The organism is Mesorhizobium sp. KR2-14 (genome assembly GCF_040049255.1).
GTDB lineage: Bacteria > Pseudomonadota > Alphaproteobacteria > Rhizobiales > Rhizobiaceae > Pseudaminobacter.
Genome location: NZ_JBDZDR010000003.1, coordinates 616,188 through 643,076, shown reverse-complemented (window position 1 = coordinate 643,076; position 26,889 = coordinate 616,188). Strand labels below are relative to the sequence as shown.

Here is a 26,889-nt window from a genome sequence, read left to right as displayed (position 1 = left end):
CGGCGAAATCGTCCCCCTCCCCCTTGTGGGGAGGGGTAAGGGGTGGGGGTACAAGCACGCCGACGATAGCCCTGCCCTTGGAGGGGAGCAGCCGAACGAGGGGGATGTCATTCGGCCCGTTCGACGCCTTCCTTCATCAGCCGGTCCAGATGCATGCGGATATGCGCCGCTTCCGCAGGCGTGTTGGCCAGCGCGATGGCGCGGTCGAAGGCGCAGCGGGCATCGGCCGAACGGCCGAGTTGCATGAGCAGATAGCCCTTGAGCCCAAAGAAGTAGAAATAGCCCGACAGGCGTTCTTCCAGCGGCTCGACAATGGCGAGCGCTGCTTCAGGCCCGCGCACCTTGGCGACCGCAACGGCGCGGTTCAGCGTCACCACCGGTGACGGCTCCTGCCGCTCCAGCATGGCATAGAGCAGCTCGATCTCGGCCCAATCCGTATTTTCCGCCTTCGCCGCACGCGCATGGAGCGCCGCAATCGCCGCCTGCAACAGATACGGCCCCGGCTGGCGATGGCGCATCGCCTTGTCGATCAGCGCCAGCCCCTCGGCTATCATCGAACGGTTCCACAGGCGGCGATCCTGGTCTTCAAGCAGGATGATGGAGCCTTCGGCATCGAAACGCGCCGCGGTGCGCGAATGCTGCAGCAGAAGCAGCGCGGTGAGGCCCATGATCTCCGGCTCGGTGGGAAAAAGCCTGAGCAGCAGGCGCGCGAGACGGATCGCCTCGTCGCAGAGCGGCGCGCGGCGCTCCGCCTCCTCCACGCCCGCCGAGTAACCCTCGTTGAAGATCAGGTAGATCATTGCCGCGACCGCCGCGAGGCGTTCGGACCGCTCCACCGCGCCCGGTGCCTCATAGGGTACATCGGCGCGCGCAATTCGCCCCTTGGCCCGGGTGATGCGCTGTTCCATCGCCGCTTCGCTGACGAGGAAGGCGCGGGCGATCTGTTTCACGCTCAAGCCAGACACGATGCGCAGCGCCAGCGCCACCTGCTGCGTGGCCGGCAGATCGGGGTGGCAGCAGATGAACATCAGCCGCAAGATGTCGTCGCGGTAGTCGGCGCCGTCCAGCCGCTCCACCATGGGCGTCTCGACATCGTCGAGGTCGGACACCGTCTCCTCGGGCGGCATCGGCGCCTGCTTGGCCCGACGCCGCACCGCATCGATGCCGCTGTTGCGGCCGACGAAGATCAGCCACGCCGCCGGATTGCGCGGCGGGCCGTTCACCGGCCAGTTCTTCAGCGCCCGCAGGCACGCCTCCTGGAACGCTTCCTCCGCCGCGTCGAGATCGCGGAAATAGCGGAGGAGCGCGCCGACCACCTGCGGCCGGGCGGCCGTCAGCGCGTCGTCTATCCAGGAGGGGTCGGCGGTCATGCGGTCAAGGCTCCGGGTTGGAAGATGCCGATCGGCCGGACTTCATAGACGCCGGGGCCGCGATTGGCGGCCTGCAATTCCTTCGCGATGTCCAGCGCCTCGTCGAGCGTTTCGCAATCGACGACGTAGAAACCCAAAAACTGCTCCTTGGTTTCGGCAAAGGGGCCGTCGATCACCAGCGGCCCCTCGCGGCCCTTGCGCAGCGTGGTGGCGGCGGTGGTGGGCAGAAGCCGCACGACTGGGCCGAGCTTGCCGGACCTGGCGATCTTTTCCTGCACGGCGCCCAGCCGGGCCATCACTTCGTCGTCCTCCTGCTTGGTCCAGGAGCCGACCACGTCTTCGGAATTGTAGCAAAGGATTGCATAGAGCATCCGGGTTCTCCGTCTTTGTGAATGACGAATGAGTAACGCAATCGCCGACAGGGCGCAGGACAAATCTTCGCCCGAAGAAAACGCCGGCGGGATCACTCCCACCGGCGTCGATTCTTTGTCCCTTGGCGTAAAGCCGGCTACTTGCGCTTCATGGCTTCCAAGAGCGCGGCGCCGAAGGCGCCCTGCGACGTCCCGCCGCTCTTCTGCTGCGGGGCAGACTTGTTGAACGGCTTGCCGCCACCGCCGCGCTGCGGGCGGTCGTCGCGCGAGGCGGGGCCCGAGCGCGCGCCCGCGCCATCGTCGTGCTTGCGCATCGACAGGCCGATGCGCTTGCGCTTGATGTCGACCTCGACCACGCGCACCTTCACCACGTCGCCGGCCTTCACCACCTCATGCGCGTCCTTCACGAAGCGGTCGGCAAGCTGCGACAGGTGCACGAGCCCGTCCTGGTGCACGCCGATATCGACAAAGGCGCCGAAGGCGGCGACGTTGGTCACCGTTCCTTCCAGCATCATGCCGGGCTTCAGGTCCTTGATGTCGTCGATGCCGTCGGCAAAGGTCGCGGTCTTGAATTCCGGGCGCGGGTCGCGGCCGGGCTTTTCGAGCTCGGCGATGATGTCGCGCACGGTCGGCAAGCCGAAGCGCTCGTCAACAAAAACCCGCGGGTCTAGCCCCTTCAGCGTGGCGCTGTCGCCCATCAGCGTGCGCAGGTCGCGGCCGCAGGCGGCAACGATCTTCTTGGCCACGCCATAGGCTTCGGGGTGCACAGCCGAGGCGTCCAGCGGCTCGGCGCCGTTCGGAATGCGCAGGAAGCCGGCGCACTGCTCGAAGGTGCGCTGGCCAAGGCGCGGCACGTTCAAAAGGTCCTTGCGGCTGGCGAAGGGGCCGTTGGCATTTCGGTGGGCCACCACGGCTTCCGCCAGCGATGTGCCAAGGCCGGACACCCGGGCCAGAAGCGCCGCCGATGCCGTGTTGAGGTCCACTCCCACCGCGTTCACCGCATCCTCCACCACCGCATCCAGCGAGCGCGCCAGGCGATACTGGTCGACATCGTGCTGGTACTGGCCGACGCCGATAGACTTCGGCTCGATCTTGACCAGTTCGGCCAGCGGGTCCTGCAGGCGTCGGGCAATCGACACCGCGCCGCGCAGCGACACGTCGAGGCCGGGGAACTCGGCCGCCGCCGTCTCCGATGCCGAATAGACCGAAGCGCCCGCCTCGCTGACGATGACCTTCAACGGCTTGGGTGCGGGCATCGCGGCCAGCATGTCGGCCACGAGCTTTTCGGTTTCGCGGCTGCCGGTGCCGTTGCCGATTGCGACCAGCTCGACCTTGTGCTTGCGGATGAGGCTCGCCAGCTCGGTCTGTGTGCCGCGCACATCGTTCCTCGGCGGGAAGGGATAGACGGTGGTCGTGTCGAGCAGCTTGCCGGTCTGGTCGACCACTGCGACCTTGACGCCGGTGCGGATGCCCGGATCGAGGCCCATCGTGGCGCGCGAGCCGGCAGGCGCGGCCAGCAGCAAATCCTTCAGGTTGCGCGCGAAGACGCGGATCGCCTCTTCCTCGGATTTTTCACGCAGTTCGCGCATCAGGTCGAGCGAGAGCGACAGCGAGAGTTTTACGCGCCAGGTCCAGCCGGCGACCTCGGCCAGCCACTGGTCGCCCGCGCCCTGACGGCCGATGGCGTAGGCCTCGGCGATCATGCGCTCCACCGGCTTCACCGGCGAGGTGTCGTCGGCATCCACCTCGATGTCGAGCGACAGCACTTCCTCGTTGCGGCCGCGCAGCATGGCCAGCGCGCGGTGGCTCGGCACGTTGGCCCAGCGTTCGACATGGTCGAAGTAGTCCGAGAATTTCGCGCCAGCCTCCTGCTTGCCGTCCACGACCTTGGCGCGCAGGAAGGCGCGTTCCTTCATGTAGTTGCGCAGGCGGCCGACGAGGTCGGCGTTTTCGGCGAACTGTTCGGAAATGATGTCGCGCGCGCCATCGAGCGCGGTCTTCACGTCCGGCACGTCATCGGTGATGTAGCTCTGCGCCAGTTCGGCCGGCACCGCTGCTCGGTCGGCCAGGATCGCCTCGGCCAGCGGCCCAAGGCCCCGCTCGCGGGCGATCTCGGCGCGGGTGCGGCGCTTGGGCTTGTAGGGCAGATAAAGGTCTTCCAGTTCGGCCTTGGTGGTGACGGCGGCAATGGCCGCTTCCAGCTCGTCGGTGAGCTTGCCCTGGCCCCGGATCGATTCGAGGATGGTGGCCCGGCGCGCATCCATCTCGCGCACATAGATCAGCCGCTCGGCCAGCGTGCGCAGCTGCGTGTCATCGAGACCGCCGGTCACTTCCTTGCGGTAGCGGGCGATGAACGGCACGGTCGCACCTTCATCGAGAAGCCCGATTGCGGCTGCGGCCTGTTCGGGCCTGGAATTGATGTCGGCCGCGATGAGCGCGGCAATGCGTTGAATGTCTGCGGCCATGTCGTTTCCACTGTCGACGATAGGGCGGCGACCATAGGTCCGATCGCGCCATCATGCCAATCACGGAAGATGGCGGCAAAAACTGGGTCCACAGGAAAGCCATCCACAGTTTCGCCGCCCGCCCCGACGCCGCGAATTCCTGCCTCCTGGAACCCGGCCGAATTGTCGCTGGCGCACGCGATTCAATCTGGACGCGAAAGGTTCTATAGTTCACGCGTCATTCGAGGAACCTAGGGAGGCAAGCCATGCGCAGCGACCGATTTCTTCTCGGCGCGGGCGGATTGGCCGGCGCGGCCGGCGTGGCGATAGCGGCCATGGCAGCGCATGCGGGCGGAGCGCATATGCAGACCGCTTCCTCCTTCCTGCTGGCGCATGCGCCCGCGCTGCTGGCGATCGGTCTCGTGGCGGCAACCAGCCTGCTGCGCCTTTCCGGTTACGTGCTGCTCGCCGGCGTGATCCTGTTCGTCGGCGATCTTCTGGCCCGCGATTTCCTGGGCGACCGGCTGTTTCCCTACGCGGCGCCGATCGGCGGAACGCTGCTGATCCTGGGCTGGCTGCTGGTTTTCGTCTCGGCCTTTTTCAGGCAGCAACCGAGATAACGGCCGCGACGCTCTCCTACAGCGTCGCGATCGTCTTCAGCGCGCCGTCGAGCATGGTGCCCTTCTCGTCCTTCAATGCTGCTTCGCGCAGGCGGCGGAGCCAGTCGGCGGCGTCCGGACGTCCCTCGAGCAGCGGCAGGCCGGAAAGCACGCGATCGAACTTCGACTGCGCGCGCACATGGGTGTCGCTGTAGCCCTTGATCAGGCGGCGGCAGTTGAGGATCTCCACCGCCAGCGCATAGTCGCTCGCCACACGGTCCAGCGCCAGCCGGTACCAGCGCTCCAGATGCTCGGTCTCTATCCTGTGGCGCAACAGCTTGCGCCGCCAGCGCCGCAGGCCCCCGATGAACCACAATGCTGCAAAGCCGGCAAAGCTGTCGGTGCGGACGCGCCTTCCATGGTTGATGCGGCGGTCGAGCCAGCCGGCCAGCTTCGGCCGGTTCTCGATATAGCTGCCCAGCGCCGCCGGCATGGTGCCGCAGAATTCCTCGATGCGCGGATGGAAATATTCGGTCACCTGCAGGATGTTGCCATCCTTGACGCCGACCTCCTTGCGCACGCGCCGGTCGCGGGTCGAGCGCGTCTTGAGATCAGCCACGCGGATCATGTCGTCGTAGCACATGGCGTTGGCGACATGCTTTGCGGCCGCGATCGAGAGGGCGTAATCACGCCCGGCATCGTCCAGCTTCAGCGCCTGGTCGACGCGGTCGAGATATTCCGCGCCATAGGCGAGGTCCTGATAGTCGACCACCTTCTGCAGTCCGCGCCCAGCCATGTCACGCAGCGCCTCCGGATAGGCATCGACGCGGGCGCGCAGCGCCTGCCAGCCTCTTATCAAGCCATCCGGACCGCTCACGCCGTGCGAAGAAATCTTCACCGACTTTGCAGGAGCGGCGTCGGGCTCGATGCCCTCTTCGACCAGGCAGCGCGTGCGCTCATAGGCGCCGGCAAAGGCGGCAAGGCTGGCCTTCACGCCGCGGCCGGAAGCGCGGATCGTCTCCTCATAGGTTTCGCGCGGGAATGGCAGCGCGCCGGAGCCTGCCAGCGCACCGAACAGGCTCGACGAGATCACCGATCCCGCCTCGACCGCCACCTTTTCCATGTCGAAGGCGACAAGGCGCTTGGACGCCTGCTCGGCCGCCGCGCGCACCTTTTCCGACGAGGCGCGTCCGTCGCCCGGCTCGATCTTCTCCGACACCGCCGCAATGCGGTGCGAGGAGGCGATCAGCGTGGTGCGGTCGGGCGTCACGAAACCGCGCATGACGGCCCGTCCCGCTTCCATCAGCTCGGCAGCAATCAGGATATCGACGTCGCCCTGCGCCGGCGACAGCGCGAAGATCGGCCGGCGGCCAGTGTCGCGGCACATCTCGACGTAATAGATCGTAGCGCCCGTGCGCTGGGCGACGCCCGCAACCGAGGTCGACTGCGCCAGATAGCCGTTGCGCTCGGCAACGTCGGTGATCCAGTCGGTCAACACGCCGCCGCCCTGCCCGCCAACGGCGAGCGCGGCCAGCTTGATGATGCTTTCCTGCCCCGCGGCAGGGCTTTTGGTCTTCGGAGCCAGAACTGTCATGTCACGCATCCGCGAAAGTCAGGCGGCGGCTTTCGCGACGCCGCTGCATGAAACCGATGAACTTGCGGCGCATCTTTTCCAGGAGCTGGTCCCACTTGCCGGGATTGTGCACCACGTCGGCGCGGTAGAAGGACGGGCACAGCACCGCCGCATCCGCCACCTCGCCGCAATTTCCGCAGCCCACGCAGGTCTGGTCGATATGCGCCACGGGATCGTCGCGCAGCGGATCGTCCAGCGACTTCACCGACAGCGATGGGCACCCGGACAGTCGCATGCAGGCGTGGTCGCCCGTGCAGATGTCCTCGTCCACGCCGAATTTCGGTTTCACCACGCGCTCGCCGCCCTTGATGGCATTGGCGACCAGCGGCTTTTCGCGGCGCTGGCGGTTCAGCATGCATTCCGACGAAGCGACGATGACTTTTGGTCCGCTCTCCTCGGTCGTCAGCGCCTCGCGCAGCGTGTCGCGCATCTTGCCCACGTCATAGGTGCGCTCGAGGTGGCGCACCCACTTCACGCCCATGCCCTTCACCGCCTCGGTGATGGGATGCTTCGTGGACTTGGTCTTGTTGCTGGCGCGCGAGGACAAGATGTCCTGCCCGCCGGTGGCCGCGGAGTAAAAATTGTCGACGATGACGATGACGCCGTCGTTCTTGTTGAACACCGCGTTGCCGATCGACGAGGTCAGGCCGTTGTGCCAGAAGCCGCCGTCGCCGACAAACGAGATCGAGCGGCGCTTGGCGTCCGGTGAATTGAAGGCCGAGGCCGAGGCCGGCCCCAAGCCATAGCCCATCGTCGTTGCGCCCAGTTCGAAGGGCGGCATGATCGAGAACAGATGGCAGCCGATGTCCGAGGCGATGTGGTGCTGCCCCAGTTCCTGCTCGACCAGCTTGGTGGCGGCGAAGATCGGGCGCTCCGGGCAACCCGTGCAGAAGCCGGGCGGACGGCCCGGCACGATCGCGGCCAGATCGGAAATCTCGTTGCTGTCGTCCTGCTTGTTAGGCGCGCGGATCTGCACAGGCAGCATGTGCGGGGCGGCCTCGCGCAGGAAGGCGGTGAGGCCGTCCAGCATCACCTGCCCGGTATATTCGCCGGCAACCGGCAGATATTCCTTGCCGACCACGCGCGTGTCGCGCCCGGCCTTGTGCAGCATGTTGCCAAAAGCCTGCTCGATGTAGTTCGGCTGGCCCTCTTCCACCACGAGCACGGCATCCTTGCCCTCGCAGAAGCCCAAAAACTCGTCGTCGATCAGCGGATAGACGGCGTTGAGCACATAGATCGGCACTTCCGTCTCGCCATAGATGTCGGCAAGGCCGATGCGCTCCAACGCGCGCATGACCGAATTGTACATGCCGCCCTGGCAGACGATGCCGACCTTGGCGAGGTCGGGACCGAAGAACTCGTTGATCCTGCGCGAGCGGATGAAATCCACCGCCGCCGGCCAGCGCTTGGCGATCTTTTCCTTCTCATGGATGAAGGAAGCGGGCGGCAGCACGATGCGGCCGGTGTCGCGGCGCGGCTTTTCGAGCGCGTCGGCCACGGTCATCGCCGGGCGCTTGTTGTCCTTGGCGGTGAAGCTGCCATGCACGTGGCAGCAACGGATGCGCACCTGCAGCATGACCGGCGTGTTCGACGCCTCCGACAATTCGAAGCCGTCCTCCACCGCCTTGACGATGGAGGGCAGGTTCGGGCGCGGGTCGAGCAGCCACACCTGGCTCTTCATGGCAAAGGCATGGCTGCGCTCCTGCATGATGGAGGAGCCTTCGCCATAGTCCTCGCCGACGATGATCAGCGCACCGCCGGTAACGCCACCGGAAGCGAGGTTCGCCAAGGCATCGGAGGCCACATTGGTGCCGACGGTGGATTTGAAGGTGGCCGCACCCCGGATCGGATAATGCACCGAGGCCGCAAGCATGGCAGTGGCGGTAGCCTCCGAGGCGCTCGCCTCGAAATGCACGCCGAGCTCGCCCAGAATGTCCTGCGCATCGGCCAGAACGTCCATCAGGTGGCTGATCGGCGCGCCCTGATAGCCGCCGACATAGCCGACGCCGCATTGCAGCAACGCCTTGGTGATGGCCAGAATGCCTTCGCCGGAAAATTCCTCGCCGGCACCCAGGCGCAGCTTTTCGACTTCCTGCACAAAGGACCGTTCAGCCATTGGAAGCCTCCTTCACATGGATGCGCCGCATGGCGGACGCATGGGTAATTCCGGTTCAGATGTCGTGCTGGCGGATGTTGCGCAGCATCTTCTGCAGCGTGGCGACGAAGGCTGCATATTCGCCGTCGTCGATGTCGGCGAACATCGCCTCGAACGCATCGTGCATGGCCGGCCAGGCTCGGTTGAACTCGGCCCTGCCCTCGTCGGTCAGGAAGATCTTGCGCACCCGGCTGTCCTCGTCGCAGGCTTCGCGCCGCACCAGCCCCTGCGCCTCCAGCGCGTCGAGCGTGCGGCTCATCGTCGACTGCTCGATGACGCTATAGACCGAGAGATCATTGATGGTGACGCCATCGGCGACCGACAGCACGGCAAGCGCCCGCACCTGCGGCACGGTCAGCCCCTGCTTGCGCAGGTCCTCGCGCAAGGTGGCGTTGTAGCGCCCCATGATGCGGTTCATCAGATAGGGCGCGAACTGCTGCAGCCCGATCTCGCCAAGCGTCGAGATGCGCTGCCGCTTTTCCGAGCCGGTCTGGTCCATCACATTCTCCCTGCGGACGGGTGGCTAGAGGCCACCGCGCTGCCCAGAGTCTTTCATTTGAGCACCCCCACCCTGCCCCTCCCCACAAGGGGGAGGGAAACTTTGTGGTACAACCGCCTCAACACGAACCTGCGCCGTTTTGGCCGGCACCGAAGAGATCGTCCCCCTCCCCCTTGTGGGGAGGGGTAAGGGGTGGGGGTATGAGCCCGCTCGAGTTCATCATGGCATCCATATGCGGGTGCCGAGATGAGAGGCCGCTTGCCGTCGCGCGCCGTCAGTCCTTCGGAACCAGCGCCAGCACGCGCGTCGGGCTGCCGGTGCCGCTCTTGATCTTGAGCGGCGCGGCAATCAGGATAGCACCCTTCGCCGGCAGGCGGTCGAGGTTGCACAGGCTGGCTAGGCCGTAGCGGTTGGCCTTGTGCATCAGGTTGTGCGCCGGGAACGGCGGGTTCATGCCGCCGGCCTGGCCGGCATCGGTGCCGATCGCTTCCGTGCCCCAGCCGATGGCGCCCGCCTCGATGATGTATTCGATGGCTTCCGCCGTCGGTCCGGGCGTGTGCGGGCCGGTCTCGTCGGCATTGAGGAAGTCGGCTTCCGAGCCGTTGCGCTTGTGCCAGTCGGTGCGCATCACCACCCATTCGCCCGCCTTGATGGCGCCGTGCTTGGCTTCCCAGGCCTTGATGTGATCGACGGTGAGCAGGAAGTCGTGGTCCTCGGCCGCTTCCTTCGAGCAGTCGATGACATTGACCGGGGCCACGAAATTCTTGACCGGAATGGTGTCGGTCGCGCCGTCGGCATAGTCCTTGCCGGTGATCCAGTGCTTGGGCGCATCGAAATGCGTGCCCGAATGCTCGCCCACCTTCAGCCAGTTCCAGGCCCAGAACGGGCCGTTCTTGTCGTAGGCGGAGATCTCGTGGATCTCGATCTTCGGCGTATCGACCGCCAGTTCCGGCGGCAGCTTCAGAAGCGGCGTGTCCGGCCCCAGAACCGCGGCCAGATCCACAACCTCAACGCCCCCAGACAGGAGCATATCGGCCAGCTGGCCGAGCACGTTGTTCGACGTCATGAGTTTCCTCTCCCTTTTTCCGCAGACGATCCGTCTGCGGCCTCCGTCGAAATCATTAGGCGGAAATCTATGCGTTTGCAATTACCTGAGATGGGCAAGCGGCTACGAAGAACGCACGGGCAGCCATTGTGCACCGCAAAACAGAAGGGCGCGACCGCCAACAGCGCCGCGCCCTCAAAAATATATGCAAATGGATATACTAGGCGGCGCTCAGCAACTCGGTAACGATGGCCAGGTTGCGGCCGCGGTTCTTGGCCTCGTAGAGGCGGCGGTCAGCGGCGCGCATCAGCTCCGAAACCGTGGCGCCGAGCTCGCAGATTGTGCCGCCGATGCTGACCGTGAGCGGGATCGGCGCGCTGGCCGGCTGGAAGCACACCTTTTCCACCTCGCGCCGGATGCGCTCGGCAACGACGCTGGCTTCCGCCTCGGTGGCGCCCACCAGGAAGGCACCGAACTCCTCGCCGCCGATGCGGCCGAGCACGTCGCCGCTGCGCACGCCGCGCGAAATGGCAGCGGCGATCTCCAGCAGTGCCGCGTCGCCGGTCAGGTGGCCGAAGCTGTCGTTGATCTTCTTGAAATGGTCCGCATCGATGATGAGCAGCGCACCGCGATCCGTCTTGCGCCGCGAACTGTCCAGCATGGCGAAGAAGTTCTCGCGGTTCAGCATGCCGGTCATGTCGTCGCGCGAGGCCTTTTCAGCCAGGCGCCGGTGGGCGGCGGCAAGCTGCGCATGGGTGCGGGCCAGCTCGCGGTGCGCCAGTTTCAGCCGGTCGCCCTGCCAGAAAGTGTAGGCGCTGGTCGGGAGGGCGGTCAGCAGCGGGCACAGGATCAGCATCAGCCACGCATTGCCGTCGACGCGGCCACCCAGAAGGGGCACGACCGTCACCGCAACCAGCAGCGAGCCTGCCACGGCAAGTCCCGCGACGAGCGTCGCTCTTAAAAAAATGCTTTTCATGGACCCCCCTCTTCCGACAGCCTGCATGCCAGACAACGGTGAACGTCACGTTTCATGGTTCGGTAAATTTTGAACCAACTCAGGCACGCGATCCGCCGGAATTTTTTACAACCCTGTGGATACAAGCGTTGCGAACCGTGCCATAAGGGCGGCATGACTGAATTGCCTGATCCCACCCGCTTCGCTCGTGTTACCGACTGGGTGTTCGACCTCGACAACACGCTCTATCCGCACCACACCAATCTGTTTTCGCAGATCGACGTTCGGATGACGGCCTATGTGTCCGAGCTGCTGCAGCTGCCGCGCGAAGACGCGCGCAAGTTGCAGAAGGAGCTTTACCAGCAATATGGCACGACGCTGGCCGGGCTGATGGCCCGCCACAACATCGACCCGGACGACTTCCTCAACAAGGTCCACGACATCGACTATTCCTGGCTGGCGCCAGACCCGGCGCTGGGCGAGGCCATCAAGGCGCTTCCGGGCCGCAAGTTCATCTTCACCAACGGCGATCGCGGCCACGCCGAGCGTGCGGCGCGCCAGCTTGGCATCCTCGACCATTTCGATGACATCTTCGATATCGTCGCCGCCGAGTTGATGCCGAAGCCGGCGCAGCAGACCTACGACAAGTTCCTCGCCCTGCATCGCATCGCCGGCCCCAACGCCGCCATGTTCGAAGACCTTGCGCGCAACCTCATCGTGCCAAAGGCGCTGGGCATGCAGACCGTGCTGGTGGTGCCAAACAATTTCGAGCCGACCTTCTCAGAAATCTGGGAGCGCGACCCGGCCTATGACGATGCGGTCGACTTCGTGACCGACGATCTCGCCGGCTTCCTGCGCACCATTGCGCCGGCGCAGTCCTGAGCCGGCGCACCGTCATGTCAGCCGCTTCGGGGGCTATTGTGAGTTGATTGCCAAACCGCGCTTGCGCAAGCGCATATGAGTTTCCCACATTTGCACTCCAGGCCCGGTTGGCCCCGGGCCGCGTCCATCTGAAAAGCGGTTTTCTATCGTGAAGTTCGTGGCTCCGGTACTTATGCTGCTGTTTTCGCTGAGCTTTATCGGCGCATGGTTGCTGGAGCGCACGCGAAGCCACCTTCTGTTCTTCGCTTCCTCCTATCTTTGCATCGGGCTTGCGGCGCTCGGGCAGGTCACCTTCTGGCCGCACGACATCGGCCTCAACACCATTTTCGCGACCTTCCTCTACTGTCTCGGCGTCCTGTTGCTCGGCGAAGGCGTTCTGCGGCGCTCCGGACGCAACATGGCGCGGGCGCTGCCGGTGCTGCTCGCGGCGCTGATTTTCGTCGGGGTCGTCTATTTCTTCTACGTCGACCGCAGCCTCGTCGCCCGCGCCTATATCCTCAATTTCGGCCTCGGCACGATCATGCTGATCGTCGCCTGGCAGGCCAGGTTCCTCCGCTTCGGCCAAGCCACCGACCGCGCAATGTTCTGGCTGGTCGTGGCGGTGGGGCTGCATTTCTTCCCGCGCACGATGCTGACGATCAGCGCCTTTTCGGGCGGCCGCCTCGATGCCTTCGGCGCCTCGACCTTCTGGACCTGGGTGCAGATCACGCTGTCGCTGCTGGGTGCCGCCACGGCGCTCGGCCTGCTTGCCGTCACCAGCGTGGACGTGATCACCGCGCTTCGCGGCGAACGCGACAACGATCCGCTGACTGGCCTGCTCAACCGCCGCGGGCTGGAATGGCGCTGCCGCGAACTGGCCGCCGCCGGCAACGAGGAAGTGTCCTGCATCGTCGTTGGCGACATCGACAACTTCAAGGCGGTCAACGACTCCTATGGCCACGCCACGGGCGACGCGGTGCTGGCCGGCTTCGCCCGGATCATCCGCAGCGCCGCGCGCAGTGATGACGCGGTTGCCCGCATCGGCGGGGAAGAATTCGTCGTGGTGCTGAGGGCTACGCCGCTGGCGGCCGCCTACGATTTCGCCGAAAGGCTGCGCCTCGACATCCAGCGCGCCCGATTTGACGGCCTGCCGCCCGGCAGGTCGGTCACCTGCAGCTTCGGCGTCGTCGAATTCGGCAGGGACGGCGACCTGTGGGCGGCGGTGCGCCGCGCTGACGAATATCTCTATGCCGCCAAGAAAGCCGGCCGCAACCGCACCTTCATGGAAGGCCTGCACGCGCCGTACGCTGCCAAAACGGTCTCGGCCTGACGGGCCGAACGGGCACGGAAGAAGGGGCACGGGCGCTTCGCCCCATGAAGGAGCCGCCGCCCGTGCCCGCGCGTCGCATCGTCAGTGGTGGGAATGGTCCCCGCCGCCCATCGCGGTCTTTACCGGCAGCGATATTTCCACCTTGCCGGCGTGCTCAAACTCAAGCGTGACCGGAACCGAGGCGCCTTCCTTGAAGGGTTCCGTTACGTTCATGAACATCACGTGCAGGCCGCCCGGCTTCAGTTCCACGGTCTCGCCGGACGGGATCTCCAGCCCGCCCTCGACCGGCCGCATCTCCATCACCTCGCCCTTCATCGACATGGTGTGGATCTCGACCTTGCCGGCCGCCGGCGAGGTCGCCGCCACCAGCTTGTCGGCCGCCGTGCCGTGGTTGGCGATGGTCAGATAGCCGCCGCCGGCCTTCTGCCCCGGCAGCATGGCCCGGGCCCAGCCTTGGCTGATCTCCAGCTCTCCGACCTTCACGACCTCATGCTGCCCGCCATGGGCGGCGTGGGCATGCCCGCCGCCGTTGGCGGCCAGGATGGTCAGCGCCGGCGCCGGGTGCTCCAGCGAATGCGGGTCCTGCCCCTCGGCCGGCTCCTCGTGCCACGACACTTCGCCATCGTCGCAAACCTGCCTGGCCTTGAAGAACAGCTTCCGTCCTTCCTCCACCCCGGCCAGCGTGCCGCTGACGACGAACTCGTCATAGAAATCGTCCGGCAGGTTGCCGCCGCTCCAGGTCACCGCCCTCACGCCCGATTTCACCTCGGAGCCGTGCAGCTTGTAGGCCTTGGCGTAGTCGCCCTTCTCCACCGCCAGCGTCCAGCCGGCCTTCGGCATCGGCTTCACTCCGACATAGCCCTCGGGGATTTCGAGGCGCACCGTGTGGGTGGCCTGGCCGTCGCAGCCGTGCGGGATCTTCAGCACGGCCTTGTAGGAACCGGGAGCGGCCTCGCTCTTTTCCAGCGAGGCGTGGGCATGGGCGGTCACGTTCGAAATGGCCGTCAGCGCGCAGGCTGCGGTCAGCGGCAGAATAACTCGGCGCATGGTCTTTTCCTCTTGCGTCCAAAAACAGATTCTTTCTTCCGCAGGCGCGGAAGCAGGCTTGTTTCAGGCGAGAATGGACGGCGGTGCGCGTATGGCCGGCGGCGGCTCGTTCAGCCGCTCCGGCGGTATTTTGGTCTCGATGGAAATGAGCCGCCCGTCGCGATAGGCGACAGGTGCGGCAAAGGCCGGGTCGAATGGGGCTTCCACCCTGAGCGGGGCGGCCATGCCGGCGCAGGGACCCATGATGCAGCTTGGGCAGTCGTCGGCGGCGCCGATCGGCGGCAGCTTGCCGTCAGGCTCCGCCTTCTGCATGCCGAACATGGTGCAGATGACCCAGCCGTCGGCCCTACTTGCGGCCCTGGCCTCGGCCAGCGGCTGGAACACATGCGCCAGCAGCACCAGCGAGGCGACAATGGCAAACAGCAGCCGGTCACGCCGAAGCGCGGCAAACCAGCCCTTGCGATTGTTCAACCTTGCCATGGATAGAAGGTCTAGCCGAACGCCGCGATGCTTTCCAGCGGAGACGGATGCGGCATCCCCGCGCGGAAAACTCAGAGCTTGTAGAAGCGGCGGATGATGTCCCACGCCTCGTCGGCGGTTTCGGCGAAGTCGATGATGTCCTGGTCGCCGGGCGTGATCGTGCCCTGCTCGGCCAGAAAGTCGAGGTCGAGCGCCCGTTCCCAGAACTCCTGGCCGAACAGGATCACCGGCACGCGCTCCATGCGCCCGGTCTGGATCAGCGTCAGCGTCTCGAACAGCTCGTCCATGGTGCCGAAGCCGCCCGGAAACACCGCCACCGCCTTGGCGCGCATGACGAAATGCATCTTGCGCAGCGCAAAATAGTGGAAGTTGAAGCAAAGCTCCGGCGTGATGTAGGGGTTTGGCGCCTGCTCGTGCGGCAGCACGATGTTGAGGCCTATGGATGGTGCGCCGACATCGGCCGCGCCGCGGTTTCCGGCCTCCATCACGCCCGGGCCGCCGCCGGTCACCACGACATATTCGCGAAAATACGACGTGGCCGAATAGCGCGAGCAGAGCTGCGCGAACTTGCGCGCTTCGTCGTAATATTTGCTGTTCTTTTCCAGGTTCCGCTTCTGCGTCTCGTCCTTGGCCGCCCAGGCCTCACCGCCAGGCTCGGGGATTCGCGCCCCGCCGAACAGGATCACCGTGGAGCGTATGCCGCGTTCGGCAAGGATCATCTCGGGCTTCAAGAGTTCCAGTTGCAGCCGCACCGCGCGCAGTTCGCGCCGCGTCATGAAGTCCTCGTCGTCCCAAGCCAGCCGATAGGTGGCGGCGCGCGTCTGCGGCGTGTCCGGCACGGCCTTGGCCCTGGCCAGGTCCTCGGTCGAATGCGGCAACGGCGTCCAGCCCGCCTTTTCCATCGGATTCATGTGTTCTTCCTGTCCAAATTTTCTGATGTCAGCACCGTCTCCGGCGCTCTCGTGATTGACCCCTCTTCAGGCCTGACATAGGGTCCGCGCGTCTTAATTACAGCCTATGGCCCGTGCCTTAACAGCACGTGTAACGGAGCATTTTCATGTCGAAAGCCGATCTCGCAAGCCTCGAAGCCACCATCGAAAAGGCGTTCGACGAACGCGAGGCCATCACCACCGCGACGCGTGGCGAGACGCGCGAGGCGATCGAGGCCGCGCTCGACCTGCTCGACCGCGGCGCCGTCCGCGTCGCCGAGCGCCAGGACGACGGCGCCTGGAAGGTCAACCAGTGGCTGAAAAAGGCGGTGCTGCTGTCCTTCCGCCTCAATCCGATGGAGATCGTCAAGGGCGGTCCGGGCGATTCCGCCTGGTGGGACAAGGTGCCCTCGAAGTTCGCCGGCTGGGGCGCGGTCGACTTCGACAAGGCCGGTTTCCGCGCCGTGCCGTCCTGCGTGGTGCGTCGCTCGGCCTATATCGCGCCAGGCGCAATCCTGATGCCGTCCTTCGTCAATCTCGGCGCCTATGTCGGCGAGGGCACCATGGTCGACACCTGGGCCACCGTGGGCTCCTGCGCCCAGATCGGCAAGAACGTGCACTTGTCGGGCGGCGTCGGCATCGGCGGCGTGCTGGAGCCGCTGCAGGCCGGCCCGACCATCATCGAGGACAATTGCTTCATCGGCGCCCGTTCCGAGGTGGTCGAGGGCTGCATCGTGCGTGAGGGCGCGGTGCTGGGCATGGGCGTGTTCATCGGCAAGTCGACCAAGATCATCGACCGCGCGACCGGCGAGATCTTCTATGGCGAGGTGCCGGCCAATTCCGTGGTCGTGGCGGGCACGCTGCCGGGCAAGCCGCTGCCCAATGGCGAGCCGGGCCCCAGCCTCTACTGCGCCGTCATCGTCAAGCGCGTCGATGCGCAGACCCGCTCCAAGACTTCGATCAACGAGCTGCTAAGAGATTGATCTTTCGGCAAAACGAAAGCACTTTCCGCTACCGCGGGCGCGCAAGCAGCGCGCTCGCGATGGCCAGGGGCGCAAACCAATACGGACCGGACCCACTTGCCTGACAAAGACCAATTCATCTGGCTGTTCTTCCGCTTCACCGGCCGCATCGGGCGGGCGGCCTTCCTGCTGGCGTTCCTGTTCATGCTGATGGTGGTGTCGTTCCCGCTCTATCAGTTCACCCGTGTTCCAGCCGACAGCGCGGCCGCGCAGGCCTGGTCGGCGGTGTTCGGCATGACCTTCGTGGTGTTCCTGTGGACGCATATCGCCGCAGCGGTCAAACGCCTGCACGACATGGACAAGCCCGGCATCATGGCCGTCGCGCTGTTCATCCCGGTGGTGTCGATCGTCGCCTTCCTGGTGCTTTGCATCATACCGGGCAGCACAGGCCGCAACCGCTACGGCCGCTACACCAATTCGGTTACCTAGCAGCGCTTCGTGCGTGAGCGGGCACTCCTCAGCCCCGCCCAAGCCTTTCGATCAGCTCGCCCAGTTCGCCCAGATGCTGCAGCCGGCAGAACCGCGGCGCTGCCGTCGGCTCCTCGGCATGTTCCAGCACCCAGGTCAGGTCGTGCGGGACATATACGCCCCAGCTCCCCGCCTCGATTGCCGGCACCACGTCGGATTTCAGCGAATTGCCCACCATCATGCTGCGGCCCGGCCCGTCGCCATGGCGGTTGAAGACGCGATGATAGGTGGCCGGGTTCTTGTCGCTGACGATCTCGACCGCGTCGAACAATTCGCCCAGACCCGACTGCGCCAGCTTGCGCTCCTGGTCGAAAAGGTCGCCCTTGGTGATCAGCACCAGCCTGTAGGCGCCGGCCAGTTCCTCCAGCGTCTCGCGCACATGCGGCAGCGTCTCGACCGGATGGCTCAGCATGTCGCGGCCGGCGTCGAGGATTTCGCGAATCACCTTTGGCGGCACCTTGCCGCCGCTGATCTCCAGCGCCGTCTCGATCATCGAAAGGGTGAAGCCCTTGATGCCGAAGCCGTAGAGGGCAAGGTTCCGTCTCTCGGCTTCCAGGAGCCGCGCCTCGATATCGTGGCCCTCGGCGTGCTCGGCCAGCAGCGAGGTAAAGTGCCTCTCCGTCTGGCGGAAGAACTGCTCGTTCTGCCAGAGCGTGTCGTCGGCGTCGAAGCCGATTGTGGTGAGGGAAGGCTGGACCGACGGCATCTTTCTTCACCCATTCCTGGCCGTTGAACGACCATTTTATCGGAGCCGGCCAGCGGCGTGCAATGCGCCGGCCGGTTTGCCCGTCATATGCGGCGGGCGGCTTCCTCGTCCAGCACCGCCTCGGGCGAAAGCTGCGGCGAACCCGTTCCCGTGGCCTCGGCTTCCCGCACCAGCCGCTCCAGGCGAGCGGTCAGCGGTGCCCGCGTTCCCGTGTCCCGCGCCAAGCGCAGGATCTTGCCCTGAAACTCGTCGATCTCGGTCGGCCGGCCACGTTCGAGATCCTCCCACATCGAGGAACGCGCTTGCGGGTCGACCATCAGCATCCGCCTCGCCACGAGCCTGAAGAGCCAATCGGGCAGGCGCAGGACCGTGGGCAACAGGGCGGGGCGCAGCCCACCGATCCTGCCCGGCACGATCGAGGCCGCCTTCAGCACCGCCAGCGCTTCTTCGATCTGGCGCGCCAGAATCACCCGCCAGCGACGATCGGCAAGCTGCGCGGCCAGAGGCAGGTCCGACAGCGCCACCAAGGCATTATTGAGGTTGAGCAGAAGCTTTCCCCACAGAACTCCCGGCATGGCGCCATGTGTTTCGACCGCAAAACCCTCGACATCGAGCAGTTCGGCAAGCCCCGGCACGCGATCCTCGATCAGCACCGTTCCTTCGGTGGCGCGATGGACATGCAGGCCGTCCGGCTCGCTCGCCTGCACCACATTGAACGGCACCATGCCGGCCAGCACTTGCCGGCCGCCAAGCAGGGATTGCAGCCTGCCGACATTGTCGACGCCATTCTGCAGGCTGACCACCACCGCGTCGGCCGGCGCGTGGACGGCAATGAGCCTGGCCATCTCATCCGTCGCCCCGCTCTTGACGGTAACCAGTATCACGCCGGCTTCGGCCAGCGCCTCGGCCGGGTCGGTAGTTGCGGAAAGCTCGGCTGCGTCCAGCCGCGCGTCGCGGCTGTCGAGATCGGTGACGCGCAGGCCGCCGGTTCGCAACATCGCCTCGATCTGCGGCCGGCAAAGAAACCGCACGCTGCGGCCCGCAAGCGCCAGGCAGCCGCCGGCATAGCAACCTATGCTGCCGGCGCCGGCGATGACGATCCGGGTATTTGTACCGATCATGGGAAAAACCTCTTTCGGCGCAGCGCTATACGGCACGAAAACCATAAGCGCGGCAAGGCTCCGCGGCCCCCATCTCGGGCGTGACAGCCGCGCCGCTTTCGACTATCCCTCATCGCCATGATGCTGCCAAAAGATCCCGCCGAAAACCTCGCCGCCCTTATCCGCTGCCCCTCCGTGACGCCCGCCGAGGGCGGCGCGCTCTCCGCGCTCGAAGCCATGCTGAAGCCACTCGGCTTCACGGTCGAGCGGCCGGTGTTCTCCGAGGAGGGCACGCCCGACATTGAAAACCTCTATGCCCGGCTCTCCGGCAACGGCCCGCACCTGATGTTTGCCGGCCACACCGACGTGGTGCCGGTTGGCGACGAGGCAGCCTGGAAGCACCCGCCCTTCTCGGCGACCGTCGACAATGGCGAGATGTACGGTCGCGGCGCGGTGGACATGAAGGGCGGCATCGCCTGCTTCGTGGCAGCCCTTGCCCGCCACATCGAGACGCATGGCAAGCCGAAGGGTTCCGTTTCGCTACTGATCACCGGCGACGAGGAAGGCCCCGCCATCAACGGCACCACCAAGCTGCTCGACTGGGCGGCAGCCAAGGGCGAGACGTGGGATGCTTCCATCGTCGGCGAGCCGACCAACCCCGACGTTCTCGGCGACATGATCAAGATTGGCCGGCGCGGCTCGCTTTCCGGCGCCATCACCGTCAACGGCCGCCAGGGTCACGCTGCCTATCCGCACCTCGCCGACAATCCGGTGCGTGGGCTGATGACCCTGCTCGACGCGCTCCTCGTGCCCGACTTCGACGAGGGCACGCAGGATTTCCAGCCGACAAATCTGGAGATCACCACTGTCGACGTGGGCAATCCGGCCACCAATGTCATCCCGGCCAAGGCAACTGCCACCTTCAACATCCGCTTCAACGATACTTGGACGGCGGAGACCATCCAGGCCGAGATCCACAACCGGCTCGACGTTGCCAGCGGCCGCAAGAAATACCGCAAGGGCCGCAAGGAGCCCATCGAGTTCGAGCTCGCTTGGCGCGACGGGCCGAGCCACGTCTTTCTCACTCGCGACGAGAAGCTGATCGAGACGCTGAGCGGCTCGGTCGAAGCCGTCGTCGGGCGCAAGCCGGCGCTGTCGACTTCCGGCGGCACATCGGACGCGCGCTTCATCAAGGACCACTGCCCGGTGGTCGAATTCGGCCTGGTCGGCAAGACCATGCACATGGTGGACGAGCGCGTGGCGGTTGCCGATCTCGAGACTCTGACCGATATCTACGCTCGATTCATCCGGGACTGGTTCGAACGAGGCTGACAATGCCGCCCGCCGACGACATAGAGCGATATCTGGTCGGCGCCTGGCGACTGATGACGGGCCGCCGGGACGGCCTGGGCCTGCTCGACATCTCGGCCGATGGCTTCTGGAATTCGTTTTTCGCCATCGTGATTGCGCTGCCGCCGCTGATCGTGGGCTGGGTGGGCACCGCCAAGGAACTCGGCGCCGATCCGGCCGCGCCGGTGGGGCCCTTCTCCTATCTGCTGCGGCTTGCGGTGGTGGACCTCGGCACCTGGATATTGCCGCTGGTGGCGCTCGCCTTCGCCGCGCCGCTGGCCGGTATCCGCGACCGCTTCGTGCAATATGTCGTGGCGCTGAACTGGGGCACGGCAATCCTGTCCTGGCTGCTGCTGCCTGCCGCCCTGCTGCGGCTCATCCTGCCGGCCAATTCGGGGTTCTTCACGGCGGTGTCGCTGGCACTGTTCAGCCTGTCCATGGTGCTTACCTGGCGTCTCACCAATGTCGTCATCGCCAAGGGCACCGCCTTTGGCAGTGCCGTCTTTGCCGGCATGCTGGCGGCCTCGATCACCGTTCTGGTAGTGCTGCAGTCCGTTTTCGGAATCTACGCTTCCGGGTAGTCGACCCCTGTCAGGTAAAGCCCTTGCGGCGGCGCCACCGTGCCGCAGGCTGCCCTGTCCTTCGCCTCAAGCGCGTCCTTCACGTCCTGCGCCGTCCAGGCTCCCTCGCCCACTCGCTTGATGGTGCCCACCATGGAGCGCACCTGGTTGTGCAGGAATGAGCGCGCTGCGGCATGGATTTCGATGAGGTCGCCATTGCGCACCACGTCAAAGCGGTCGAGCGTGCGTATGGGGCTGGCAGCCTGGCACTGCTGCGAGCGGAAGGTGGTGAAGTCGTGCCGCCCCACCAGCACCTGCGCCGCCGCCTGCATGGCCTCGGCGTCCAGCGGCTTCTGCACCAGCCAGACGCGGTGTGCCTCCAGTGCGGCCGGCGCGCGGCGGTTGAGGATGCGGTAGAGATATTGCCTGCCGGTGGCGGAAAAGCGCGCGTCGAAATCGTCCGGCACCATGCGCGCAGCCAATATGGCCACCGCCTCGCCGGCCATCTGCAAATGCGCGTTCACCGCATCGCGAACCGTGTCGTCGCGCCAGTTCTTGTCGAGGTCGACATGGCCGACCTGCCCGGTTGCATGCACGCCGGCATCGGTGCGGCCGGCGCCGCGCAGCGTCACCTCCTGGCCGGAAAAACCCTTGATGGCCTGTTCGATGGCGCCCTGCACGGTGGCGGGGCCATCCTGGCGCTGCCAGCCGGCATAGGCGGTTCCGTCATATTCGATGTCGAGGCGATAGCGCGGCACTGATCACCAACCGGCAAAGGCGCGGGGATGGGCCAACTGGCCGCTGGTCGGGGCCTCGCCCCAGTAAAGTGCCTGCATGGCATCGCCCTGATAGTCGCTCGTGAAGTTTTCGGCGCCCGCGCGGGCATAGCCGAAGCGGCCGTAGTAGGCAGGATCGCCCACCACGATGGAGAGCTTCTCGCCGCGCTCCTGCAAGATCTCGTGCCCGCGCCTTACCAGCGCGCTGCCCACGCCGTGCCCCTGATAGTCAGGGTCCACCGCCAGCGGCGCCAGCGAAACGGCATCGAATGCCGTGCCGTCGGGATCGACCAGCAGCCGCGAGAACAGGACATGCCCGACGATGCTGCCGTCCTTCTCGGCAACCAGTTCCAGAAGCTGCTCGCCGTCGACCACGATGCGCTCGACAAGATCCGCCTCATGCTTGCGCCCGAAGGCGCGCTCCTCGACGCCGAAAATCGCCTTCCGGTCCTCAGGCGTCGCCTTCCTTACGGTTACCGTGCTCATGAGAGCTTTCCTCCCTTGCCGAGCTTGGCCCCGCGCAAAAACTCTTCCGCCGAAATGATTTTACCGCCGGCGCGCTGCACTTCCAGCAGGCGCACGGCCCCTTCGCCGCAGGCAACCGTGAGAGATTCATCCAGTATCTCGCCCGCCGCGCCACTCCCCTCGCCAGGCGTCGTGCGCAGCACCTTCAGCCGCTCGGCCTTGCCGCCGATCGTCACCTCGCACCAGGCACCCGGGAACGGCGACAGGCCGCGAATGTGGTTGTGCACTTCCGATCCCGGCTGCGCCCAATCTATGCGCGTTTCGGCCTTATCGATCTTTCGGGCGTAGACCACGCCGTCTTCGGGCTGCGCGGTCAAAGGCATGTCGCCCTGCTCCAGCTTCGCCAGCGCCTCGACCATCAGGCCAGCGCCCTGCTCCATCAGCCGGTCGTGCAACTCGCCGGCCGTCATATCCGGGCCGATCTCAACCTTTGCCGCGAGCGCCACCGGGCCGGTGTCGAGCCCGATGTCCATCTTCATGACCATCATGCCGGTCTCGCCGTCTCCGGCCATGATGGCGCGCTGGATGGGGGCGGCCCCGCGCCAGCGTGGCAGCAGCGAGGCGTGCCCGTTATAGCAGCCGAGCCGCGTGCCCTCGAGAATGGCCTTCGGCAGCAGCAGCCCATAGGCCACCACTACGGCGACATCCGCGTCAAGCGCGCGAAACGCTTCCTGCTCGGCCTCGCCCTTCAGGGACAGCGGCGTGCGCACCTCGATGCCCAGCCGCTCGGCCTCGCGCTGCACCGGCGACGGCGTCAGCTCCAGTCCGCGCCGGCCTGCCGGGCGCGGCGGCTGGGTGTAGACGCAGACCACCTCATGCCCGGCCGCAGCGATGGCGGCCAGCGTCGGCACGGAAAAATCCGGCGTACCCATGAAGATGACGCGAAGCGGCATTCTTGTCCCAATCCGGCTGTTGTTGGTCGGCGCGCAACGCGGCGCGCCGGTCATTCACCCGCTTCAAACGGGTTTACGAGCTTCAGGTCAAGCCCGTCAAAGTCACGCACATTGCGCGTGGCGAGCATGGCATCATGTACGAGGCAGATCGCGGCGATCATGGCGTCCATGATCCCGATCGGCCGCCCCGCTCCTTCACGCGCGGCATAGATCTCACCGTATCTTGACGCCGCAACCACATCCATCGGCAATATCCGATCGCGAAAATGCCCCTGAACCAGCCGATCGAACGCAATCAGGTGCTTTGGACTGCGGTTTCGCAGCATGAAGCGCTGGGCGCCGAACGAAGCTCGGCCACGACCGGGATGCAAAGGAAGAGTTCGGCCTCGTCCTTCGCCCTGAGTCAGGCCACAACAGCTGGATTCGATCGCTCGTGCGAAACCTCGGACACGACATTCGTGTCGAGGACGATCATTCGAATTCAGGAACAGGCCGCCCTGTATCCCTCCGGCCTTCCTCGATCGCACGCATGAATTCGGCGTGCTCCTCGTCGTTCATCAATGAATCCGCTTCGACGAAAATGCTTCTGATCGCGTCATAGGCATTTTGCTTGGGTTGTGTCTCAGCGTTGACGTCTTCAAGGAGGCTCTTTCGCAGACGCGCTTTCGCCTCCTCGGAAAGGCTACGGCCGTTCTGCTCGGCCTTCTTTGCCAGATCGGCTTTCAAGGCGTCCGGCATGTTTCTGATCAACAGATCGCTCACATGCGCCTCCATAGCTTGATATCGACGATATCAGCCAAGCTGCGAGCCCGCAATCTACAACCGAAACAGGCTCAAAGCCCGGGTGTTACCCCACCATGCGGCTCGGCGGGCGGTCCTTGGCCAGCTTCTTGAACTTGCGCATCACCATGTCGCGCTTCAGCTTGGAGATATGGTCGATGAACAGCACGCCGTTCAGGTGGTCGATTTCGTGCTGCAGGCAGGTGGCCAAGAGCCCCTCGGCCACGATCTCCTGCTGCTTGCCCTCGCGATCGAGGAATTTCGCGCGCACCGTGGCCGGCCGCTCGACCTCGGCGTAATAGTCCGGGATCGACAGGCAGCCTTCCTCGTACAGCGAGCGCTCGTCCGAGCCGTGCAGGATCTCGGGGTTGACGACGACCATCGGTGCCGGCGGCTCGCCTTCCTTGGCCAGGTCAATCACCAGCATGCGCAGCGGAATGCCGATCTGGATCGCCGCGAGGCCGATGCCCGGCGCGTCGTACATCGTCTCCAGCATGTCGTCGGCCAGCTTGCGCAGCTCTTCGTCCACGCGCTCTACGGGCTTGGAAACCTGGCGCAGGACAGGATCGGGAAGGATGATCAGCGGCTTTATCGTCATGCGCTTCACCTAAGACCTCGCACAAAAAGCGTCAACTGCCGACCCTGCAAATGTTCTTGTTTTGATCTTTCCTCAGGCGCCGAATCGCGTATCTTGCGGCGATGAGCGATCTGCCCGCCCTTCTTTCGCAGCCGGCCCTTCGGCTTGGCGCCAGCGCATTCACGCTTGGCCAGGCCTTGGGTCTTGTCGGCGTCTTCATGGCCGCGCTGCTTTCCATGTTGGCGCTCGCGCTGTGGCGCTCTTCACGTTCGCGGGCGCTCGCAGCCGCCGAGGCCGAGGCGCGCATGGGCGCCATCCTGCGGGCGCAGGCCGAGATGCAGGGCCGCATGGGCGCCATGGCCGAACTGTTCGGCGCACGGCAGGCCGAGCTCACCCAGTCGCTCAGCCAGCGGCTGGACGCAATGACCGGCCGCCTCGGCCAGACCATGACCGAGCAGACGAAATCCACTCACGAAAGTCTGGCCAAACTGCAGGAGCGGCTCGCCGTCATCGACACGGCGCAGAACAACATCCAGTCGCTCGCCGGCCAGGTGGTGCAGCTTCAGGCGATCTTGTCCAACAAGCAGACACGCGGCGCCTTCGGCCAGTCGCGCATGGAGGCGATCGTCGCCGACGGGCTGCCCCACGGCGGCTACCAGTTCCAGGCCACGCTTTCCAATGGCAGCCGGCCCGATTGTGTGGTCAAGATGCCCAATGGCGCCCCGGCGCTGGTCATCGACGCCAAGTTCCCGCTGGAGGCGTGGAACGCCATCCGCGCCGCCGAAGGCCCTGACGCGCAAAAGCTCGCCGCCCAGGCCTTCCGCCGCGATGTCGAGGTCCATATCCGCGACATATCCGAAAAATACCTGATCGCTGGCGAGACGCAGGACACGGCCTTCATGTTCGTGCCCTCCGAATCCGTATTCAGCGAGATCCACGAGAATTTCGAGGCGCTGGTGCACCGAGCGCATAAGGCGCGCGTTGTCATCGTTTCGCCCTCGCTGCTCATGCTATCCATCCAGGTCATCCAGGCGATCCTGAAGGATGCGCGCATGCGCGAGCAGGCACACCTGATCCAGGGCGAGGTGATCCGGCTGATGGAGGACGTCTCGCGGCTGGACGAGCGGGTGCGCAAGCTGCAGGGCCATTTCGGCCAGGCCGCCAAGGATATCGACGATATCCTCATCTCCACCGGCAAGATCACCCGGCGCGGCGCGAAAATCGAAACTCTGGAACTCGGCGACGACACCGCCGCCGGCGGCGAGCAGGCCAGCCCGCCCACGCGCAAGGAGGCTGCCGCACCGCGCATGGCCGATTCCCGGACCGGGCAGTTGCGGCTGATGGTGATGGACGGCGAAGAGGGATAGAGCCACTTCGTCCCTGTGGCGGGCGTCCCACCTGACCTTCGGCGCGCCATCCGGCGCAATCCTGCGCCGCTGGTCCTCCCACGAGCGCCGCGTCTCTGCGCCAAGAAGGGAGCCGGCGCACGGGCGCGTCGCGCCGTTGCAATTATCCTTGCCCTCAAGGCAATCCGTTGCTTCACTGTGCTATTCGGAGGAGCAGGCCATGGCCAAGGGTCAATTGCGCAGCAACAAGGAACCCCGGAAACCCAAGAAGGACGCCAAGAGGCGGGGCGTTGCGCCGGCAGCGCCACAGTCGGTCCAGCCGGTCCATGCGCTCAAACTGAAGGACAAGAAATAGCGCACGACAAGGAACCCCGCGGCGTGGCGCCTTAGGGTTCCTGGTCGGGACGGAAATGCTGGCCGGCAGCCGGCCTTGCGCGTTACGGCCGCGGGGGCGGCGGCATGCGCCCACTGCGGGCCTTGCGGGCCGCATAGCGCGCGTCGCGCTTTGCCTTGCGCTCAGCTTCGTCCGAGAGCACTCGAGCGATGCGCTCGTTCTCCTCGGCTTCCTTTGCCTTGGCCTCGGCAGCAGCAGCCTCTTCGGCTATCCTGCGCGCCTCGGCTGCGGCGGCCTCGCGTGCAGCCTTCTCGGCGGCTTCGCGGGCAAGCTTTTCCTGCCTGATGCGGGCCTTCTCCGCCTCGCGTATCGCGCGGGCTTCAAGGATGGCCTGGCGCTCGGCCCTGCGGGCCAGCACTTCCGGATCATCGTCCGCCGGTCTTGCCTTGAACCTTTCGAGGAGAGCCTTCTTTGCTTCGTTTGCGGCGTTGCGCCGCTCGTTGAAGTCCTTTTCCCTATAGATTGCCAATTTTCGCCTTTACGTCTCTTATCATTACGAGCCGTTTACATACGCAGCAGAGCCGAGAGTTCAAGCGCCAATTCTGCATTTCGGCCATGCAGCGCGCAGTTGTTGCCCTCGCGGAACGCTTTGTCGCGGCAAATTCGGCCGCCACGGTTCTCTCCCGGGCATCTGGTGCCGGGACCCGCGCATATCTACCTCTACTGATAAACGC

The 26,889-nt window shown here is 65.4% G+C and carries 28 protein-coding genes; 8 read left to right on the top strand and 20 right to left on the bottom strand.

Annotation, left to right across the window (positions count from 1 at the left end; all coding sequences use genetic code 11):
* Window positions 1-107 precede the first annotated feature (107 nt).
* The 3 genes from ABLE86_RS12095 to ABLE86_RS12085 all read right to left on the bottom strand — a co-directional run bounded on the left by ABLE86_RS12095 (window position 108) and on the right by ABLE86_RS12085 (window position 4,206).
* Window positions 108-1,370 carry an RNA polymerase sigma factor gene (locus ABLE86_RS12095; protein ID WP_348779185.1) on the bottom strand — a complete coding sequence of 421 codons (1,263 nt, stop codon included), beginning with the start codon at window positions 1,368-1,370 and terminating at the stop codon, window positions 108-110.
* Window positions 1,367-1,741, bottom strand: a complete 375-nt coding sequence (locus tag ABLE86_RS12090; protein WP_348779184.1) for a YciI family protein — start codon at window positions 1,739-1,741, stop codon at window positions 1,367-1,369. The genes ABLE86_RS12095 and ABLE86_RS12090 overlap by 4 nt, the downstream gene beginning before the upstream one ends.
* 137 nt (window positions 1,742-1,878) lie before the next feature.
* Window positions 1,879-4,206 (bottom strand): Tex family protein, encoded by a 2,328-nt coding sequence (locus tag ABLE86_RS12085; RefSeq protein WP_348779183.1) that lies wholly within the window; start codon window positions 4,204-4,206, stop codon window positions 1,879-1,881.
* Between the two features lie 245 nt (window positions 4,207-4,451).
* Here ABLE86_RS12085 and ABLE86_RS12080 point away from each other — a divergent pair, with 245 nt between their 5' ends.
* The gene (locus tag ABLE86_RS12080) at window positions 4,452-4,805 is read left to right on the top strand and encodes a DUF423 domain-containing protein (protein ID WP_348779182.1); all 354 of its coding nucleotides are present in this window, start codon (window positions 4,452-4,454) and stop codon (window positions 4,803-4,805) included.
* 16 nt (window positions 4,806-4,821) lie between these two features.
* Here the strand turns inward: ABLE86_RS12080 and ABLE86_RS12075 are convergent, their stop codons facing one another.
* The 5 genes from ABLE86_RS12075 to ABLE86_RS12055 form a co-directional block, all read right to left on the bottom strand.
* Entirely contained in the window at window positions 4,822-6,378 is a 1,557-nt protein-coding gene (locus ABLE86_RS12075; RefSeq protein WP_348779181.1) for an indolepyruvate oxidoreductase subunit beta family protein, read from the bottom strand.
* Window position 6,379: 1 nt separating this feature from the next.
* Window positions 6,380-8,533: an indolepyruvate ferredoxin oxidoreductase subunit alpha gene (locus ABLE86_RS12070; RefSeq protein WP_348779180.1), complete on the bottom strand. Its 2,154-nt coding sequence runs from the start codon at window positions 8,531-8,533 to the stop codon at window positions 6,380-6,382.
* 55 nt (window positions 8,534-8,588) lie between these two features.
* Entirely contained in the window at window positions 8,589-9,071 is a 483-nt protein-coding gene (locus ABLE86_RS12065) for a MarR family transcriptional regulator (protein WP_348779179.1), read from the bottom strand.
* A 274-nt stretch (window positions 9,072-9,345) separates the two neighbouring features.
* Complete coding sequence (locus tag ABLE86_RS12060) at window positions 9,346-10,137, bottom strand: cyclase family protein (RefSeq protein WP_348779178.1); 792 nt, start codon at window positions 10,135-10,137, stop codon at window positions 9,346-9,348.
* A gap of 199 nt (window positions 10,138-10,336) precedes the next feature.
* Window positions 10,337-11,092, bottom strand: coding sequence for a GGDEF domain-containing protein (locus ABLE86_RS12055; RefSeq protein WP_348779177.1), 756 nt, complete (start codon window positions 11,090-11,092; stop codon window positions 10,337-10,339).
* Between the two features lie 153 nt (window positions 11,093-11,245).
* On the opposite strand from ABLE86_RS12055, the gene ABLE86_RS12050 reads away from it, so the two are divergent.
* Window positions 11,246-11,953: a pyrimidine 5'-nucleotidase gene (locus ABLE86_RS12050; protein WP_348779176.1), complete on the top strand. Its 708-nt coding sequence runs from the start codon at window positions 11,246-11,248 to the stop codon at window positions 11,951-11,953.
* A 148-nt stretch (window positions 11,954-12,101) separates the two neighbouring features.
* Entirely contained in the window at window positions 12,102-13,262 is a 1,161-nt protein-coding gene (locus ABLE86_RS12045) for a GGDEF domain-containing protein (RefSeq protein WP_348779175.1), read from the top strand.
* 81 nt (window positions 13,263-13,343) lie between these two features.
* Here ABLE86_RS12045 and ABLE86_RS12040 read toward each other — a convergent pair whose 3' ends face one another.
* The 3 genes from ABLE86_RS12040 to ABLE86_RS12030 all read right to left on the bottom strand — a co-directional run bounded on the left by ABLE86_RS12040 (window position 13,344) and on the right by ABLE86_RS12030 (window position 15,700).
* On the bottom strand, window positions 13,344-14,309 hold the full coding sequence (locus tag ABLE86_RS12040; RefSeq protein WP_348779174.1) for a DUF1775 domain-containing protein: 966 nt from the start codon (window positions 14,307-14,309) through the stop codon (window positions 13,344-13,346).
* 63 nt (window positions 14,310-14,372) lie between these two features.
* Window positions 14,373-14,789, bottom strand: coding sequence for a hypothetical protein (locus tag ABLE86_RS12035; RefSeq protein ID WP_348779173.1), 417 nt, complete (start codon window positions 14,787-14,789; stop codon window positions 14,373-14,375).
* Between the two features lie 71 nt (window positions 14,790-14,860).
* Entirely contained in the window at window positions 14,861-15,700 is an 840-nt protein-coding gene (locus ABLE86_RS12030) for an LOG family protein (protein ID WP_348779172.1), read from the bottom strand.
* Window positions 15,701-15,846: 146 nt separating this feature from the next.
* Here ABLE86_RS12030 and dapD point away from each other — a divergent pair, with 146 nt between their 5' ends.
* Window positions 15,847-16,701 (top strand): 2,3,4,5-tetrahydropyridine-2,6-dicarboxylate N-succinyltransferase, encoded by an 855-nt coding sequence (dapD, locus tag ABLE86_RS12025; RefSeq protein WP_348779171.1) that lies wholly within the window; start codon window positions 15,847-15,849, stop codon window positions 16,699-16,701.
* Between the two features lie 96 nt (window positions 16,702-16,797).
* Window positions 16,798-17,169 (top strand): DUF805 domain-containing protein, encoded by a 372-nt coding sequence (locus ABLE86_RS12020; protein ID WP_348779170.1) that lies wholly within the window; start codon window positions 16,798-16,800, stop codon window positions 17,167-17,169.
* A gap of 28 nt (window positions 17,170-17,197) precedes the next feature.
* On the opposite strand, the gene ABLE86_RS12015 is transcribed toward ABLE86_RS12020, so the two are convergent.
* On the bottom strand, window positions 17,198-17,914 hold the full coding sequence (locus ABLE86_RS12015; protein ID WP_348779169.1) for an HAD family hydrolase: 717 nt from the start codon (window positions 17,912-17,914) through the stop codon (window positions 17,198-17,200).
* Window positions 17,915-17,997: 83 nt separating this feature from the next.
* Window positions 17,998-19,035, bottom strand: a complete 1,038-nt coding sequence (locus ABLE86_RS12010; RefSeq protein WP_348779168.1) for a 2-dehydropantoate 2-reductase — start codon at window positions 19,033-19,035, stop codon at window positions 17,998-18,000.
* Window positions 19,036-19,152: 117 nt separating this feature from the next.
* Here ABLE86_RS12010 and dapE point away from each other — a divergent pair, with 117 nt between their 5' ends.
* Both dapE and ABLE86_RS12000 read left to right on the top strand, forming a co-directional pair.
* The gene (gene dapE / locus ABLE86_RS12005; protein WP_348779167.1) at window positions 19,153-20,346 is read left to right on the top strand and encodes a succinyl-diaminopimelate desuccinylase; all 1,194 of its coding nucleotides are present in this window, start codon (window positions 19,153-19,155) and stop codon (window positions 20,344-20,346) included.
* 2 nt (window positions 20,347-20,348) lie between these two features.
* Complete coding sequence (locus ABLE86_RS12000) at window positions 20,349-20,945, top strand: transporter (RefSeq protein WP_348779166.1); 597 nt, start codon at window positions 20,349-20,351, stop codon at window positions 20,943-20,945.
* Here the strand turns inward: ABLE86_RS12000 and truA are convergent.
* The 6 genes from truA to def all read right to left on the bottom strand — a co-directional run bounded on the left by truA (window position 20,930) and on the right by def (window position 24,496).
* Entirely contained in the window at window positions 20,930-21,682 is a 753-nt protein-coding gene (truA, locus tag ABLE86_RS11995; RefSeq protein ID WP_348779165.1) for a tRNA pseudouridine(38-40) synthase TruA, read from the bottom strand. The two genes, ABLE86_RS12000 and truA, sit on opposite strands and share 16 nt — an antisense overlap.
* Before the next feature lie 3 nt (window positions 21,683-21,685).
* Window positions 21,686-22,186 carry an N-acetyltransferase gene (locus ABLE86_RS11990; RefSeq protein WP_348779164.1) on the bottom strand — a complete coding sequence of 167 codons (501 nt, stop codon included), beginning with the start codon at window positions 22,184-22,186 and terminating at the stop codon, window positions 21,686-21,688.
* Window positions 22,183-23,118: a methionyl-tRNA formyltransferase gene (gene fmt / locus ABLE86_RS11985; protein WP_348779163.1), complete on the bottom strand. Its 936-nt coding sequence runs from the start codon at window positions 23,116-23,118 to the stop codon at window positions 22,183-22,185. The genes ABLE86_RS11990 and fmt overlap by 4 nt, the downstream gene beginning before the upstream one ends.
* A gap of 50 nt (window positions 23,119-23,168) precedes the next feature.
* Complete coding sequence (locus ABLE86_RS11980) at window positions 23,169-23,444, bottom strand: PIN domain-containing protein (RefSeq protein WP_348779162.1); 276 nt, start codon at window positions 23,442-23,444, stop codon at window positions 23,169-23,171.
* Between the two features lie 145 nt (window positions 23,445-23,589).
* Window positions 23,590-23,880, bottom strand: coding sequence for a TraY domain-containing protein (locus ABLE86_RS11975; protein WP_348779161.1), 291 nt, complete (start codon window positions 23,878-23,880; stop codon window positions 23,590-23,592).
* 85 nt (window positions 23,881-23,965) lie between these two features.
* Entirely contained in the window at window positions 23,966-24,496 is a 531-nt protein-coding gene (def, locus tag ABLE86_RS11970) for a peptide deformylase (RefSeq protein WP_348779160.1), read from the bottom strand.
* Window positions 24,497-24,597: 101 nt separating this feature from the next.
* On the opposite strand from def, the gene ABLE86_RS11965 reads away from it, so the two are divergent.
* Complete coding sequence (locus tag ABLE86_RS11965; RefSeq protein ID WP_348779159.1) at window positions 24,598-25,842, top strand: DNA recombination protein RmuC; 1,245 nt, start codon at window positions 24,598-24,600, stop codon at window positions 25,840-25,842.
* A 416-nt stretch (window positions 25,843-26,258) separates the two neighbouring features.
* On the opposite strand, the gene ABLE86_RS11960 is transcribed toward ABLE86_RS11965, so the two are convergent.
* Window positions 26,259-26,684 (bottom strand): DUF6481 family protein, encoded by a 426-nt coding sequence (locus ABLE86_RS11960; protein WP_348779158.1) that lies wholly within the window; start codon window positions 26,682-26,684, stop codon window positions 26,259-26,261.
* Window positions 26,685-26,889 lie beyond the last annotated feature (205 nt).

Bases quoted from the DNA above. Each gene is read 5' to 3' on its own strand.
- ABLE86_RS12095 (WP_348779185.1), bottom strand. From the start codon at position 1,370: ATGACCGCCGACCCCTCCTGGATAGACGACGCGCTGACGGCCGCCCGG.
- ABLE86_RS12090 (WP_348779184.1), bottom strand. From the start codon at position 1,741: ATGCTCTATGCAATCCTTTGCTACAATTCCGAAGACGTGGTCGGCTCC.
- ABLE86_RS12085 (WP_348779183.1), bottom strand. From the start codon at position 4,206: ATGGCCGCAGACATTCAACGCATTGCCGCGCTCATCGCGGCCGACATC.
- ABLE86_RS12080 (WP_348779182.1), top strand. From the start codon at position 4,452: ATGCGCAGCGACCGATTTCTTCTCGGCGCGGGCGGATTGGCCGGCGCG.
- ABLE86_RS12075 (WP_348779181.1), bottom strand. From the start codon at position 6,378: ATGACAGTTCTGGCTCCGAAGACCAAAAGCCCTGCCGCGGGGCAGGAA.
- ABLE86_RS12070 (WP_348779180.1), bottom strand. From the start codon at position 8,533: ATGGCTGAACGGTCCTTTGTGCAGGAAGTCGAAAAGCTGCGCCTGGGT.
- ABLE86_RS12065 (WP_348779179.1), bottom strand. From the start codon at position 9,071: ATGGACCAGACCGGCTCGGAAAAGCGGCAGCGCATCTCGACGCTTGGC.
- ABLE86_RS12060 (WP_348779178.1), bottom strand. From the start codon at position 10,137: ATGACGTCGAACAACGTGCTCGGCCAGCTGGCCGATATGCTCCTGTCT.
- ABLE86_RS12055 (WP_348779177.1), bottom strand. From the start codon at position 11,092: ATGAAAAGCATTTTTTTAAGAGCGACGCTCGTCGCGGGACTTGCCGTG.
- ABLE86_RS12050 (WP_348779176.1), top strand. From the start codon at position 11,246: ATGACTGAATTGCCTGATCCCACCCGCTTCGCTCGTGTTACCGACTGG.
- ABLE86_RS12040 (WP_348779174.1), bottom strand. From the start codon at position 14,309: ATGCGCCGAGTTATTCTGCCGCTGACCGCAGCCTGCGCGCTGACGGCC.
- ABLE86_RS12035 (WP_348779173.1), bottom strand. From the start codon at position 14,789: ATGGCAAGGTTGAACAATCGCAAGGGCTGGTTTGCCGCGCTTCGGCGT.
- ABLE86_RS12030 (WP_348779172.1), bottom strand. From the start codon at position 15,700: ATGAATCCGATGGAAAAGGCGGGCTGGACGCCGTTGCCGCATTCGACC.
- dapD (WP_348779171.1), top strand. From the start codon at position 15,847: ATGTCGAAAGCCGATCTCGCAAGCCTCGAAGCCACCATCGAAAAGGCG.
- ABLE86_RS12015 (WP_348779169.1), bottom strand. From the start codon at position 17,914: ATGCCGTCGGTCCAGCCTTCCCTCACCACAATCGGCTTCGACGCCGAC.
- ABLE86_RS12010 (WP_348779168.1), bottom strand. From the start codon at position 19,035: ATGATCGGTACAAATACCCGGATCGTCATCGCCGGCGCCGGCAGCATA.
- dapE (WP_348779167.1), top strand. From the start codon at position 19,153: ATGATGCTGCCAAAAGATCCCGCCGAAAACCTCGCCGCCCTTATCCGC.
- ABLE86_RS12000 (WP_348779166.1), top strand. From the start codon at position 20,349: ATGCCGCCCGCCGACGACATAGAGCGATATCTGGTCGGCGCCTGGCGA.
- ABLE86_RS11990 (WP_348779164.1), bottom strand. From the start codon at position 22,186: ATGAGCACGGTAACCGTAAGGAAGGCGACGCCTGAGGACCGGAAGGCG.
- fmt (WP_348779163.1), bottom strand. From the start codon at position 23,118: ATGCCGCTTCGCGTCATCTTCATGGGTACGCCGGATTTTTCCGTGCCG.
- ABLE86_RS11980 (WP_348779162.1), bottom strand. From the start codon at position 23,444: ATGCTGCGAAACCGCAGTCCAAAGCACCTGATTGCGTTCGATCGGCTG.
- def (WP_348779160.1), bottom strand. From the start codon at position 24,496: ATGACGATAAAGCCGCTGATCATCCTTCCCGATCCTGTCCTGCGCCAG.
- ABLE86_RS11965 (WP_348779159.1), top strand. From the start codon at position 24,598: ATGAGCGATCTGCCCGCCCTTCTTTCGCAGCCGGCCCTTCGGCTTGGC.